Consider the following 13,646-nt stretch of genomic DNA (forward strand, 5'->3'; position numbering starts at 1 on the left):
GACCCGGCAGAACCCTACAAGCCATTGAAAAGTTTGCGTTATAGATCTGTTTACGACAGCGACCCCCGGCAGGAACTGCCGGGGGTCGCTGGTCGCGGGCAAATTTTGCCGGGCACTAGGCGCCGGGTAAAGGAGGCGCCGGACGACCCGAAGATCGTCCGGCGTGTCAGATCACTTGAACAACGACAAGATCGATTGCGGCGTCTGGTTCGCGATCGACAGCGCCTGCACACCCAGTTGCTGCTTGGTTTGCAGCGACTGGAGCTTGGCGCTTTCCTTCGCCAGATCCGCGTCGACCAGATTGCCCACGCCCGCTTCCAGGCTGTCCTGCAGCTTACCAATGAAGGTCAGGTGCGTGTCCAGACCCACAGAATTGGTGCCCAGCGACGACAGCTTGTTGGTCGCGGTGGTGAGAGCAGTCGTGATCGTGGCAATCATCGTCTTTGCCGTAGCCGCGTCGGTGAAGGTCGAGCCGGCCGCCAGGCCGATGCCGGTTAGGGACAGCGTCTTGGCGGTGACGGTGAAACCGACGCCATCGGCATTCGCCAGGAAGGTCAGAGCCGCCGTCGTGCCGTCAGCGATGCTGACGCCGTTGAACGTGGCGTTCGTGGCCGCCTTGGTGATTTGATCACGCAGCGACTCGAAGTCTGCCTTCAGGGCGTTGAAGCTCGCGGTGTTCAGCGAGGTGTCGGAAGCGGCCAGGGCCTTTTCCTTCATCTTGCTGAGCAGATCAGTGATCGTATCGCCAGCTGCGAGTGCAACGTCGATCGTCGATTGACCGCGCTGGAGGGAATCCTTCACGGCATTCAACGAACTCGAGTTGCTGCTCTGCAGCTTGGCCATCGACCAGATCGCGCCATTATCCTTGGCGTTGGCGACCTTCTTGCCGGTGTTGATGCGGCCTTGGGTTGATGCAAGCTCCGAGTTGGTCGAGTTGAGGTTTTGCAGTGCGATGAGCGCACCAGCATTGGTGTTGATTGAGTTCATCATAGGTCACCTACCGTTTTGGTCGGATTTCTCCGGCGCGAGCCGGCTGGGCGTTTTGCCTGCGGTCACCATCGCAAGGGACGGGCCATCTGAACGCACGCGGGCGCCAAAACCTAATCCTATGATTTCTATGAGATTTATCTGGGGTTAGCCCAAAAACGCAACCGCCCGGCGAATGCAACATTCGCCGGGCGGCAGGAACTACCTAAATGCGCTGGGCAATTGGCGCCTGATGGTTCAGGCCCCTTCTACGCGTCCCGCCAAGCCTTGCATGATCGTCCGGTTGATATCGATCAGCGGCTCAAAATCCTCCTCCTTGCGCATGACGGCGCTGGAGTGGCGACCAACCCAAAGGCTGAGTGAAATGATGCTCGCGCGCAGTTCGGGCGCGAGCGAGTTTTCGGGCAGCGAGCAGTCGGTGGCCATCGCCGACCAAACCCGGCGATTCCAGTCGAGCGCGTCGATCCGCTTGGCAATATCGTCCTCAGGGGCCTGGGACGCGTCCATGAGGGCGCGCGTCACCTGCCCGAAAAGGCGGTATTCCAGCTCACGCGGATTTTCAGCCCTCGTCGCCGCCTGCTGATAGGCTCGAAGAGACATGCCCCAACCTCTCGTCTTCGTACTCGATCAATTTTCGGCTCAACATGAGCGCTTTATAGTACTCGCGCGCCATGACGTGCTTTGAGATCGCGATGCAATCGGCCAGCACGGCCGGGTTGCGCACCACACTCATGAACTCGTTCAGGCGCGTAGCAAAATCTTCGTAGAACCGTTCGGCGACACTTTCTTCCAGGTACATCATCATGACAGGGAAGTAGATGCGACGTGATGGCGTCGTCACCTGATCCAGCTGCATGATGTCCTTTTCCCGAAGGACGGAGGCTTTGTTCTGGAGCACGAGAACGCCACGGCGGTCGCCATTCTGGACCACAGCACCGTTCAAGACGAACTTCTCGCCGGGCTTCAGCGAAAGCTTCAAAGGCACGTTATGCCGCTCCTCTTTGCAATCGCCACGACAGCCCGATCCGCCAGGGTTAGCGGGTCGAGCGAAAGTTAGGCCGGGTCGGGTTAACGCTGTCTTGCTGACCCTGCGACCGTGAGCCGCAGCTTAGGACTCAGTTAAACATACTGCCCCACAGGATGGTTAACTCCAAATCCGCAAGGCTTACCCAATGTCCCGCAAACGCGCCCTCGAGGGTTCCGGCAGCACGTTGGCCCAGCAGGAGATCACTGCGGCGGCGATCGTTCAGCGGGGCATCGCTGGAACCACCATGGGTGATTCGGCTTCGCTCGAGGCCCTCGCACGGCTCGACCGCGCCGCCAGCGAGCTCAAGAACCGCGAAACAGCCCGTCTGCTTGGTCAGGCGATTGCGGCGATCCAGTCTCGCGACTTCCAGAAGGCCGATTCGCTGGCGCTGGAAGTGCTGGAAAAAGACGAGCGACAAGGCGTCGCTTGGCACGTGCTGGCCATCGCCCGCGAAAAGAACGGCGACTTTGTCTCCTCGATGCGCGCCTACGAAGCGGCGCTGCAGTTGTTGCCGGACCACGGGCCCGTCGCGGGAGACCTGGGGCGACTGGCCTATCGCATGGACATGCCGGAACTGGCGGCGAAGTTCTTCGCGCACTACCGGTTGGCCCGCCCCGACTGCGTGGAAGCGACCAACAATCTGGCCTGCGCCCTTCGCGACCTCAATCAATGCTCCGAAGCCATCGACATTCTTCGGCCAGCCATCATGGCGGACCAGAGCCAGCCGATCCTCTGGAACACCCTGGGCACAGTGATGTGCAGCCTGGGTGACGGTCAGCAGGCCCTCACCTTCTTCGACGAAGCCCTTCGCCTCGCCCCCGACTTTGGCAAGGGCTATCACAACCGCGCCTATGCCCGCCTCGACCTGGGCGATGTCCCGGGCGCGCTGGAGGATTGTGAGGCGGCCATTGCCCACGTCGATTCTGCTGAAGACCTGGCCATGATGCAGTTTGCCAGGTCGACGATTCTGCTCTGCCTGGGCCGCGTCAGCGAAGGTTGGGCCGCCTACGAGTCGCGCTTCTCGCCCGACCTGTCCGACGCGCCTCGTTTCCTGATCGACGCACCGCGCTGGTCGGCTGACCAGCCCTTGGCGGGCAAGCGCATGATGATCTGCGCCGAACAGGGTCTTGGCGACGAAGTGATGTTCGCCAACATGTTGCCCGACGTGCTGGACGCCATCGGCCCCGATGGCGCGCTGTCGATCGCCGTCGAGCATCGCCTGATCCCGCTTTTTCAGCGCTCTTTTCCCAGCGCCGAGGTCAGCGCACACCGAACGGTGACCTTTGAAGGCCGCGTGCGTCGCACGGCGCCCCATGTCTCCGACTGGAGCAAGATCGACCTGTGGGCTCCGATCGGCTCACTGCTGCCGGTGTTGCGCCCGTCGGTGGAGTCGTTCCCAACGCGCCCCAATTTCCTGGTGGCGGATCCTGAGCGCGTCGCCCATTGGCGCAAGCAACTCGAAGCCGCCCCCAAGGGTCCCAAGGTCGGCTTGCTCTGGAAGAGCCTCAAGCTGAATGGCGAGAGGGCGCGCCAGTTCTCGCCCTTCGACCTGTGGCGTCCCATCCTTGAAACGCCCGGGGTCACCTTCGTCAATCTGCAGTACGGCGACTGCGACGAAGAGATCGCCTACGCCAAGGCCGAGTTTGGGGTTGATGTCTGGCAGCCCGAAGGAATCGATCTGAAGAAGGATCTCGATGACGTCGCCGCGCTGTGCTGCGCCATGGATCTGATTATCGGCTTCTCGAATGCGACCATCAACCTGGCCGGCGCCTGCGGGGCCAATGTCTGGCAGATCAGCGGCGCGGCTTCCTGGACCCGCCTGGGCACGGAAAGCCTGCCTTGGTACCCGCAAATCCGCTGTTTCTCCTCGTCGGACTACTACGACTGGTCGCCCACGATGCAGGACGTGGCCCACGCGCTGGCGGAAACCTATCCCGGCTAGGGAACTCTGCGACTGCGGCAGGATTATTTCAGGGCGGCAGGCGCACGGCCTCGCTGTTTCTGGAGATTTCCCATGGCCGAGCTGGACATCAACGATGCTCCCGATGCGCAAGACACCGCTGAGGTTCTGGATGAAACCCATCTGACACCCGATGGCGAGGATATCGCCAATTTCGACGAGATCGCCGACGTCTACGATGTCACCCAGGCCGATGGCGACGCCGATGAGAATGACATCGAAGAAGACTTCGACATCCTCGACGATAGCGAGCTGGCCGAGCTCGAAGACGAAATCGAAGGGGCTCGCGACGACGAGGACCTGAACGTCGAGCGCGAGCCCCTCGACACGCTTCCCGGGCGTGACCCCCGATAGAAACCGCCTCTTCATTTGGTTTCAATTCCGCACGCTCTTGCCAAGCGCGCGCCGCCCGGTAGTTTGAACCCTTGATTTGAACACTTGTTCGAGACCGGATCGATCCGGCAGAGGGTGGGAATGCGACAGCGCTTCGAAGGCACTTCCGACTATGTGGCGACCGAGGACCTCAAGGTCGCGGTCAACGCCGCCGTGGCGCTTGAGCGTCCTCTTCTGATCAAGGGCGAGCCCGGCACCGGCAAGACCGTGCTGGCTTACGAGGTCGCCAAGGCCATGGGCGCGCCCTTGCTGACCTGGCACATCAAGTCCACGACAAAAGCCCATCAGGGCCTCTACGAGTATGACGCCGTCACCCGCCTGCGCGACAGCCAGCTGGGCGAGGAGCGCGTCAAGGACGTCCGCAACTACATCAAGAAGGGCAAGCTCTGGGAGGCGTTCGAGAGCCCGGTGCGCCCCGTCCTGCTGATCGACGAGATCGACAAGGCCGACATCGAGTTTCCCAACGATCTGCTGCAAGAGCTGGATCGGATGGAGTTCTATGTCTACGAAACCGGCGAGACGATCTCGGCCAAGGTTCGCCCGATCATCATCATCACCTCCAACAACGAGAAGGAACTGCCTGACGCTTTCCTGCGCCGCTGTTTCTTCCACTACATCCGCTTCCCCGAGGAGGCGACGATGCAGGCGATCGTTGACGTCCACTATCCGGGCATCAAGCAGAAGCTCGTCGCCGAGGCCCTGCGGATCTTCTACGACATGCGCAAGGTTCCGGGCCTGAAGAAGAAGCCTTCGACGTCCGAACTCCTGGACTGGCTGAAGCTGCTGATGGTCGAGGACATTGACGAGAGCATCCTGCGCGAGAAGGATCCGACCAAGCTGATCCCGCCGCTGCATGGCGCTCTGCTCAAGAACGAGCAGGATGTCCACCTGTTCGAGCGGCTGGCTTTCCTGGCCCGACGCGAAGGCGCGGGTGGTCGTCCCGGGCAGTAGGCCTTACCTTGAATTCACTGGACGAGTGGCGCAACGGCCCTCACCTTCCCGCTAAAATCAGAGGGATGGTCATGCGTCATTCGACTTGGATCGCTGTGTTGGCCGCCTCCAGCGCCCTGGTGCTGGCGGGGTGTCAGCGCAGCGAAACGGTGAAGGCAGAAAAGCAAGAGAGTCATCTTCGCCGCGATCCGGTCCGGACGATCTCCAAGCTTGATTGTCCGGAACGGAAGGGCGATCTGAAGCGTGTCAGCGCTGCGGCCGACGGTCTGTCCTGCGCCTATGCCGGCGTCGACGCCGATGTGCTGCTGCGGCTGGTGTCGCTGAACAATGGCGACGCCGAGGACGCCCTTGCGCCCATCGAGACCGAGCTCAAGGCGCTGATGCCCACGCTGAAGCCCGTCACCGACCAGAAGCCGGGCGAAAAGCACGACCGCAACAAAACCAGTATCCATCTGCCCGGCCTGCGGATCGACGCTAGCGACGACGGCGCCGACATCAAGATCGGCCACATCACGATCAACAGCAACGAAGGCGGCTCCTCAGAGGTCAAGATCGACAAGAACGTCACGGTGAAGGGCGACGACCGCAAGGAAACGGTCAGCATCACTGCCGATGACGGCGAGACCGGAGACGGCGCGGTCAATATCCGCGCCGGTGATGACGGCGCCGAGATCCGTCACAGCAAGCGCGGCGACTCGATCCGCTCAACCCTGATCCTGGCCAGCGATAAAGCGCCCAGCGGTTACCGCGTGGTCGGCTACGAGGCACGCGGACCCAAGGGGGGCCCGCTCGCCGTCGCCACCATCAAGGCCAAGAACCGCGATTCCGGCGACCATGACGTGTTCAAGGACATGAAGGCCCTGGTGCGCCACAACGTCGGCGGCTGAACTCAGGCCGGGACCGGAACAACCTCCATCACCTTGTAGGTCAAGGGCCGGCCATCCTCGTCGGTCACGGTGACATATTCGCCCAGGGCGAACCTGTGCTCCCCCAGCCGATGGACCGGCTCGTCATCGGCGCTGTCGGAATTGTCGTAGTCGAAGAACCAGCGCGCTCCCTTGCGCGCCAGCAAGCCATCCACGGCGTCCTCGTCGGGCGCGAAACGGCGGACGCTGCAGGCCGCCTTGCTCTTGGCGTAGGCCGCCTCGTCAAGATGACCGTCGGCGGTCAGGGGCGCGGTCAGGGCGTAGCCGCGATGATCGTCGCCGCCGGCGAACTCGGTGCCAGGATTGCGGGCAAGGCGCATCACGATGCGAGACAGGGACATTTAAGCCTCCCTTGAAGAAATGACAGACAGGTTAGTGCGACAGGAACAGCGAAGGACCATCGCTGTTCAGGAGGCTGCGGGTCGTGCCGCCGAAGATGAACTCCTGCAGACGCGGGTGCCCGAAGGCTCCGGCGACCAGGAAATCAGCGCCGGCCTCGCGGGCCGTCCCCAGCAACAGCCCGGCAGCGTCGCCGGTTCCCTGCAGGGTCTGGCTCGTCGCGGTCACGCCGCGAGCGCTGAGAAACTCGACCAGCCGCGCAAGGTCGAAATTGCGCGAGGATGCAGCCGGAGCGCCGGCGACGATCACCGACGAGGCCTTCTGCAGCAGCGGCAGTGCGGTGCGCATCGCCCGGCTGGCTTCCTTGCCGCCGTCCCAGGCGACCACGGCCACGCCGCCGACCTTCAGGCCGGGACGGGCGACGATGATCGGGCGCTGCTCGTCGGCGACCAGTTGCTGGAAGGCTTCGGCCAGGGGGCCCTTGCCGCGCGCCGAGGCGCTGTCGAAAACGATGACGTCCGAGAGGCGGCCTTCCATGGCCAGGCCCGCCCAGACGGGCGATTCCAAGCTGATGACGCGAGTTCGCGAATAGCCGATCTCGGCCGCCAGGGCCCCGACGGCGCGGGCGCCTTCCACGGCGGCTTCCTTCAGGCTTTCCAGCGCGGTGACCTGCACCCCGCCCATGAAGCCTTCGCCCATCCAGGGCATCAGGTCGGCGATGTCCGCCGGAGCGTGCACACAGGCCAGCTCCGCCTCGAACGCCTTTGCCAAGGTGGCCGCCGACGCCAGGAGATCCCGGTCAGCCTGCGCTCCTGCAAGAGGAGCCATAATTCTTGCCCAACTCATGATCGAACTCCTTTGGAGCGCATTTCCACAGGTGAGGCCGCACCCATCATTGATCTTTGTCAACCGATGGGTCAGTCAGTCCACCTTCACCGTAAGGAACGATCTCGTGGCCAAAGGGCTGCATAGGGGTGCGGCGCCCCGCGCTTGGCAGAGAATGCTCTCCGGCCGGAGGCTGGATCTGCTCGACCCGTCGCCGATGGATATCGAGATCGAGGACATCGCCCACGGCCTGGCCCGGGTGGCCCGCTGGAATGGCCAGACTATTGGCGAGCATGGCTTTTCGGTCGCCCAGCACAGTCTGGTGGTCGAGGAGATCGCCGCCCACATCAAGCCCGACCTTGAGCCGAAGTGGCGACTTGCGGCCCTGCTGCACGACGCCTCCGAATATGTGATCGGCGACATGATCAGCCCGTTCAAGGCCGCCCTGGGCGTCAGCTACAAGGATTTCGAGGCCCGGCTGGAAGACGCCATCCACATCCGCTTTGGTCTGCCGGTCAAGACGCCGCCGGCCATCAAGAAGCTGCTCAAGCAGGCCGACCGGGCCTGCGCCTTCTTCGAGGCCACCCAGTTGGCCGGGTTCGAGCACGCCGAATCGCTGGCCATCTTCGGCGCGCCGCCGGCCGGCTACGAGCTGCTGATCAAGCCGCAGCCGCCGTTCGAGGCCCAGGCCCACTATGTTCAGCGGTTCCATGTGCTGTCGCGGGCCGCTGGTTTCGAATCCGCGCCCAACGCCGCGTTCGAGACCGAATGACAGCGTCCGTCGTCATCGGGCTTTCGGCCGTCGTCGTCGCCATCCGCGATGGGGAGGCCGTGGTCCTGACCGTTCGGCCGCATGACGCTGTAACCGATATCGCCTCTCCCCTGCCCGGTCTGCCGTTCGGCCCGTTCGACCCGGAGGGGCACCGCACCTTCGAGCTGGGCCTGCGGGCCTTCGTCACCGAGCAGACCCGGTTTCAGCTGGGCTATGTCGAGCAGCTCTACACCTTCGGCGACAAAGGCCGCGACGCCCCCAGGGCCGAGGTCGGGGCCGGCGCGGCGCGGGTCGTCTCCGTCGGCTATCTGGGCCTGACGCCCGACGCCATCGACACCGACGCCCCCGACACCGTCTGGGCCCCGTGGTCGCGGTTCTTCCCCTGGGAGGACTGGCGCCAGGGCCGGCCCGCCCTGCTGGACGCCGTGCTGGCCCCGGCCCTGAAGCGCTGGGCGGCCGATGACGCGGGCAAGTGGTCCCGCGCCCGTCTGGCCTTCGCCCTGGATGGCGCGCCATGGAACGAGGAGCGGGTTCTGGAGCGGTACGAGCTGCTCTACGAAGCCGGTTTGGCCCCCGAGGCCGCCCGCGACCAGGCCCGGGCCGACGGTGACGATCCGGCCGAGCCCGTCGCCCTGTCGGCGGCCCTGGGCGAGCCGATGATCTCTGATCACCGCCGCATCCTGGCCACCGGCCTGTCGCGGCTGCGCGGCAAGATCAAGTACCGGCCCGTGGTGTTCGAACTGACCCCCGACGAGTTCACCCTCTCGACCCTGCAGCGCACCGTCGAGGCCATCGCCGGGGTGCCGCTGCACAAGCAGAACTTCCGCCGCGTGGTCGAGCGCGAGGAACTGGTCGAAGGCCTGGGGCGCCTGGACGCCGAGACCGGCGGGCGTCCGGCCGAACTGTTCCGCTTCCGCCGCGAGATGCTGACGGCGCGCCCCGCCAGCGGGCTCAGCCTGCCGCTGCTGCGCGACTAGCCCGCTAAGCTCAGCCCAGTTCCTCGGCTTTCAGGATGCGCATGGTGGGCGGCGAGCCGGCCAGCTTGCCGATTTCCGCCGCGAACTGTTTTGAATCCGTCAGTGCGAAGTGGGCCCGCAGAACCGTCATGTCTGACCAGACCTCGACAAACTGCAGGATGTTGGGTCGACCGACGGCCTGAAAGCAGTCGTGAGAGACGCAACCGGGCTCTTCGCGTGACCGCGCACAATGCTCGAGCGCCAGTTTCAACGCCGACTCCAGACTGTCAGGCCGAACATCCACTGAACCAAGAATAACAATCACACAGAGCTCCTGGATCAGTTCATCGATTAATCTTGAAGTCACACCCTCTAGCAGACGGTCGATTAAGCCGACAATGGCCTTAATTCTGGAGGAACAGGCCCGCTATTCAGACTCTATCCGCGCTCGCCATTTGGCTTTCAGCGTATGAGAGGTTTCGCGCGAGCCGTCAGGGCTCCAGCCGGGCGGGCCGAACAGATAGCCCCAGGCCTCACGCGGGGACTTGGCCCCCAACAGGTCGCGCCCGATGCCGATCCACTCGTGGAACACATTGTGCAACAGGTTGAAATTGCCCAGGTTCTTGACCGTGCCATACCGGCAGGCCTCTTCGTCAACCTCGGGGATGAAGGTGCCGAACATCCGGTCCCAGATGATCAGGATGCCGGCATAGTTGGCGTCCAGATAGCGGGCGTTGCGGGCGTGGTGCACCCGATGATGCGAGGGCGTGTTGAACACGGCCTCGAACCAGCGCGGCATGCGCTTGATCGCCTCAGTATGGATCCAGAACTGATAGACGAGGCTGATGCCCTTCTGGATCGCCACCATGGCGGGTGGGAAGCCCAGGAACACCAGCGGAAGCCATAGCAGCCAGGTCCCGGCCACCCCGCCCGTCCAGGTCTGCCGCAGGGCGGTCGACAGGTTGTAGTGGGTCGAGGTGTGGTGATTGACGTGGCTGGCCCACCAGAACCGCCGCTCATGGGAGATGCGGTGGAACCAGTAATAGGTGAAGTCCTCGGCGAAGAAGAGGATCACCCAGGCCCAGACCGCGGTCATCGGGATGGTGTAAATCCGGTGGTGATACACCCAGATCGTGGCGGCGATGATCAGCCCGCCGGTCAGCAAGCCGGCGATCGTGCTGCCCAGACCCATGGACAGCGACATGGCCGTGTCACGGGTTTCGTAATTGGCCCTGGCCTTGCCCATCCGGGCCAGAACAATCTCGAGGATGATCGCCAGGATGAAGAACGGGATCGCCATCTGGACGGGATCGAACTGCGCCTTCATGCGAGACATTCCTTCTGGGCGACCAGGGTCTGGGGTGGCCAGACATTATCGGCGACCGCCAGCACCGGCGCGGCGTCGCCGGCCTTCAGGACCAACCGGCCATTCTTCGACTTCGCTGCGGCCACGACGGGCCAGGCCAGATCGCGGGCGACATAGCCGTCGCCCCGCTTCCACAGGACCAGCACCGTGTCGCCATCCCGCGCCAGGGCGCCACAGCCGTCGGCCGAGATCCAGGTGGCGGTGGGGTGACGGTCGGGAAATTCCTGGGCCAGCAGCGCGGTGAGGCCCGCCGCGTCGAGCGCAGGCGTCGGCCGGGGGATGCCCGCCAAGGCCGCTATGCCGACGAGCACGCTGATCGCGATCGCCGAACCGATAAGCTGTATCAGCATCGCCTTGTCCAAGCTGACGCCGCCCTCCCCGTATTTTTCCGACAACGTCGGGCCCTAGGTGATCGCCGTCAAGTGATCTGGTCGTTCGGGCGCCCGGACGCGGCGTCGCGACCTCACGCGAAATCCCGCTGAGTTATGGAAAGGGTCGCGGAGCGTCCGGACCACGTCCGGATGAGAGATAGAGATTACCGTTTCGACGAAGCCGTCCGCTCCGCGTGGTCGTTATCCATCAGCGTCCCGTCAGGTGGCCCTGTTCAGGCCTTACCGGGAGCCGGTCTCTCGCGTTTCCGCAAGAAGCCGGCGGTCGAGGCGGGCGAGCCAAGCAAATGACTAATGAACACACCCGTCTGCCCTCATCCACGCCGACGGCGGGCGGGTCTGGCCAGCAACCAGATCCCCGGACCGGTCGAGTATCCCCCTCGACCCCAGTCCCGCTCGATCACCCCCCGCCGCCGCAATGGTCGCTGGCCTTGCGCCCTTTCCTCGCGACGAGGTGAGAGCATTATGCGGCAGGTTTTGAGGGGGCTGCGTCGATTGTCTGAACGCCCGTGTCAGCGCGCTGGAGCGTGACGCTCAACAAAGCCCGTCATCCCGGGGCTCGTCCCCGGGACCCATGGGTCGGCCGCACGGTCGGCGGATCACAAACCCCTGACGGCGCAACGGAACGATGGGTCCCGGGGACGAGCCCCGGGATGACGGAGATTGTATGGGGCGGCTCGTGATGCGCCCCCTTCAGGGGAAGGACTTGGGGTGCCGCTCCCCGTGCCCATGAGAGGACAGAGGCCGTCCCGGGCCCGAGGGCCCGGGACAAAACGCCCTAGAACTTGCGCACGTAGGACACCGCCAGGGTGTCGGCATCCGCCTTGGAGTTGGTGAACTCCGACTTGGTCCAGTCGGCGCGAAGGCCGTTCTTGTCGTCGAGCTTGTACTGGGCGCCGACGCCATAGTTCCAGCTGTCCTGCGATTCGCTGGACGACAGGCCCGCGGCCGAGCCCTTGAGCTTGGTCGTGCCGTAGCCGGCCCGGGCCAGAAGATCGATCTTGGGCGTCACCGGCAGATAGCCCACGGCGTAGGCGGCCGCCTGATGCTTCAGTTCGACGGTCACCGGGGCGCCGGCCACATAGGTCTTGTCGTCGGTCACGCCGACGCCGACCTCACCTTCGACGCCAAAGTGGGGAGTGAGCCTGGCGCCGAGGCGCCCCTGGAGGACGCCGATATCGGCGCCGTCGGTGCGCATCGCGCCATAGCCGGCCGAGCCATAATAGTCAGGCGATACCTGCGCGTGCGACAGGGCGGGGATAGCGGCGACCGAAGCAGCGACAAGCGTCGCGGCGATGAGAGCTTTCATGGTTGTTACTCCTACTGGTAGTCAGTCTTCAGCCCCCTCAGCGACGCTCAATCTATCGCTGGAACACGGCCGGCATGGGGCCGATCACGGTCACCTTTGAGGTCATTGCGTGTCAGCGTGGCAACGGGCCCCAAAGGTCACGTCATGGGTGACGGGACCGTCATCCATGATATCAACGCTGCCATAAGCAGAAGATCGCGGGCCCGCAGAGGCCCGCGCGCATCATCGGGACCAGTCGCTTGCATCACGCCGTCATCGCCGCCACGGGGCTTTACACGCCGCCGTTCAGCATTTCGAACACCGAACTGGTTGAGGCCTTCAACGCCTTCGTCGAGCGCTTCAACGCCGCCAATGCCGACGCCATCGCGGCCGGTGAGGTGGTGGCCCTGACCCCCTCTTCGCCCGAATTCATCGAGAAGGCGTCCGGCATCAAGTCGCGCTTCGTGATGAACAAGACCGGCATCATCGATCCGGATCTGATGCGGCCCGTCCTGCCCGAGCGCGGCAATGACGAGATCTCGATTCTGGCCGAGATGGCCGTCGAGGCCGCCAAGCAGGCCATCGCCGCCTGGGGCAAGCCGGTCAGCGAGATCGGCGCGGTGATCTGCGCCGCCTCGAACATGCAGCGCGCCTATCCGGCCATGGCCATCGAGGTGCAGCAGGCCCTGGGCATCGAGGGCTTCGCCTTTGACATGAACGTGGCCTGCTCGTCGGCCACCTTCGGCATCAAGACCGCCGCCGACTTCATCGCCACCGGCAGCGCCAAGGCGGTGCTGATGGTCAATCCCGAGATCTGCTCGGGCCACCTGAACTTCAAGGATCGCGACAGCCACTTCATCTTCGGCGACGTGGCCACCGCCGTGATCATCGAGGACGCCGAGCAGGCCAAGGGCGGCTGGGAGATCCTGGGCACGCGCCTGAAGACGGTGTTCTCCAACAACATCCGCAACAATTTCGGCTTCCTCAACCGCGCCGCGCCGGAAGGCGAAGGCGCGCGCGACAAGCTGTTCGTGCAGGAGGGCCGCAAGGTGTTCCGCGAGGTGGTCCCGATGGTCAGCGAGATGATCCTGCAGCACGCCGCCGACATCGGCGTGGACCCCCAAGGGCTAAAGCGCCTTTGGCTTCATCAAGCCAATATCAACATGAACGAAATGATCGGCCGCAAGGTGCTGGGCCGCGATCCCGCCCCCGGCGAGAACGTCATCATCCTGGACACCTACGCCAACACCAGCTCGGCCGGCTCGATCATCGCCTTCCACATGGCCAGCGATGACTTCGCGGCGGGCGAGACGGGTCTGATCTGCAGCTTCGGCGCGGGCTATTCGGCCGGCACGGTGTTTGTGCGCAAGCGGTAGGCGCTCTCAAACCAAACATAACCTTGTCATCCCGGAAGCCTCGCAGAGGCTGTCCGGGACCCAGGCGCCGGCGCAACGAGGCTGCCCCTGG

Annotated in this window: 16 protein-coding genes and 1 pseudogene; 7 read left to right on the forward strand and 10 right to left on the reverse strand. The window is 64.1% G+C overall.

The window, feature by feature from the left end:
* Positions 1–171: 171 nt before the first annotated feature.
* The 3 genes from ACN2C7_RS11210 to flbT form a co-directional block, all read right to left on the reverse strand.
* Positions 172–990 carry a flagellin gene (locus ACN2C7_RS11210; RefSeq protein ID WP_419317041.1) on the reverse strand — a complete coding sequence of 273 codons (819 nt, stop codon included), beginning with the start codon at positions 988–990 and terminating at the stop codon, positions 172–174.
* A 234-nt stretch (positions 991–1,224) separates the two neighbouring features.
* Positions 1,225–1,587: a flagellar biosynthesis regulator FlaF gene (gene flaF, locus ACN2C7_RS11215; RefSeq protein WP_419255368.1), complete on the reverse strand. Its 363-nt coding sequence runs from the start codon at positions 1,585–1,587 to the stop codon at positions 1,225–1,227.
* On the reverse strand, positions 1,547–1,972 hold the full coding sequence (gene flbT / locus ACN2C7_RS11220; protein WP_062146716.1) for a flagellar biosynthesis repressor FlbT: 426 nt from the start codon (positions 1,970–1,972) through the stop codon (positions 1,547–1,549). Before flbT ends, flaF begins: the two co-directional genes overlap by 41 nt.
* Before the next feature lie 187 nt (positions 1,973–2,159).
* On the opposite strand from flbT, the gene ACN2C7_RS11225 reads away from it, so the two are divergent.
* From ACN2C7_RS11225 to ACN2C7_RS11240, 4 genes are all read left to right on the forward strand, one after another.
* The gene (locus ACN2C7_RS11225) at positions 2,160–3,956 is read left to right on the forward strand and encodes a tetratricopeptide repeat protein (protein ID WP_419317043.1); all 1,797 of its coding nucleotides are present in this window, start codon (positions 2,160–2,162) and stop codon (positions 3,954–3,956) included.
* A gap of 72 nt (positions 3,957–4,028) precedes the next feature.
* Positions 4,029–4,328 (forward strand): primosomal protein, encoded by a 300-nt coding sequence (locus ACN2C7_RS11230; protein WP_419317045.1) that lies wholly within the window; start codon positions 4,029–4,031, stop codon positions 4,326–4,328.
* Positions 4,329–4,448: 120 nt separating this feature from the next.
* Positions 4,449–5,318 carry an AAA family ATPase gene (locus ACN2C7_RS11235; protein WP_419317047.1) on the forward strand — a complete coding sequence of 290 codons (870 nt, stop codon included), beginning with the start codon at positions 4,449–4,451 and terminating at the stop codon, positions 5,316–5,318.
* 71 nt (positions 5,319–5,389) lie between these two features.
* Positions 5,390–6,205, forward strand: a complete 816-nt coding sequence (locus ACN2C7_RS11240; RefSeq protein WP_419317049.1) for a hypothetical protein — start codon at positions 5,390–5,392, stop codon at positions 6,203–6,205.
* Between the two features lie 2 nt (positions 6,206–6,207).
* Here the strand turns inward: ACN2C7_RS11240 and ACN2C7_RS11245 are convergent, their stop codons facing one another.
* Both ACN2C7_RS11245 and ACN2C7_RS11250 read right to left on the reverse strand, forming a co-directional pair.
* Positions 6,208–6,585 (reverse strand): hypothetical protein, encoded by a 378-nt coding sequence (locus ACN2C7_RS11245; protein WP_419317050.1) that lies wholly within the window; start codon positions 6,583–6,585, stop codon positions 6,208–6,210.
* A 31-nt stretch (positions 6,586–6,616) separates the two neighbouring features.
* On the reverse strand, positions 6,617–7,429 hold the full coding sequence (locus ACN2C7_RS11250) for a universal stress protein (RefSeq protein WP_419317051.1): 813 nt from the start codon (positions 7,427–7,429) through the stop codon (positions 6,617–6,619).
* 106 nt (positions 7,430–7,535) lie between these two features.
* On the opposite strand from ACN2C7_RS11250, the gene ACN2C7_RS11255 reads away from it, so the two are divergent.
* A complete protein-coding gene (locus tag ACN2C7_RS11255; RefSeq protein WP_419255357.1) occupies positions 7,536–8,180 on the forward strand; it encodes a YfbR-like 5'-deoxynucleotidase in 645 nt (214 codons plus the stop codon).
* A complete protein-coding gene (locus ACN2C7_RS11260) occupies positions 8,177–9,157 on the forward strand; it encodes an NUDIX hydrolase (protein WP_419317052.1) in 981 nt (326 codons plus the stop codon). Before ACN2C7_RS11255 ends, ACN2C7_RS11260 begins: the two co-directional genes overlap by 4 nt.
* A gap of 10 nt (positions 9,158–9,167) precedes the next feature.
* On the opposite strand, the gene ACN2C7_RS11265 is transcribed toward ACN2C7_RS11260, so the two are convergent.
* The 5 genes and pseudogenes from ACN2C7_RS11265 to ACN2C7_RS11285 all read right to left on the reverse strand — a co-directional run bounded on the left by ACN2C7_RS11265 (position 9,168) and on the right by ACN2C7_RS11285 (position 12,200).
* Positions 9,168–9,461, reverse strand: coding sequence for a putative quinol monooxygenase (locus tag ACN2C7_RS11265; protein ID WP_419317054.1), 294 nt, complete (start codon positions 9,459–9,461; stop codon positions 9,168–9,170).
* Between the two features lie 102 nt (positions 9,462–9,563).
* Positions 9,564–10,463 (reverse strand): sterol desaturase family protein, encoded by a 900-nt coding sequence (locus tag ACN2C7_RS11270; protein ID WP_419317057.1) that lies wholly within the window; start codon positions 10,461–10,463, stop codon positions 9,564–9,566.
* Positions 10,460–10,852 (reverse strand): hypothetical protein, encoded by a 393-nt coding sequence (locus tag ACN2C7_RS11275; RefSeq protein WP_419317058.1) that lies wholly within the window; start codon positions 10,850–10,852, stop codon positions 10,460–10,462. Before ACN2C7_RS11275 ends, ACN2C7_RS11270 begins: the two co-directional genes overlap by 4 nt.
* Positions 10,853–11,113: 261 nt before the next feature.
* A pseudogene (locus ACN2C7_RS11280) lies at positions 11,114–11,355 on the reverse strand (hypothetical protein).
* Positions 11,356–11,669: 314 nt separating this feature from the next.
* On the reverse strand, positions 11,670–12,200 hold the full coding sequence (locus ACN2C7_RS11285) for a porin family protein (RefSeq protein ID WP_419317059.1): 531 nt from the start codon (positions 12,198–12,200) through the stop codon (positions 11,670–11,672).
* 239 nt (positions 12,201–12,439) lie between these two features.
* Here ACN2C7_RS11285 and ACN2C7_RS11290 point away from each other — a divergent pair, with 239 nt between their 5' ends.
* Entirely contained in the window at positions 12,440–13,555 is a 1,116-nt protein-coding gene (locus tag ACN2C7_RS11290) for a beta-ketoacyl-ACP synthase III (RefSeq protein WP_419317060.1), read from the forward strand.
* Positions 13,556–13,646: the final 91 nt, after the last annotated feature.

It is taken from the genome of Caulobacter sp. ErkDOM-E, assembly GCF_048541895.1.
Taxonomy (GTDB): Bacteria; Pseudomonadota; Alphaproteobacteria; order Caulobacterales; family Caulobacteraceae; genus Caulobacter.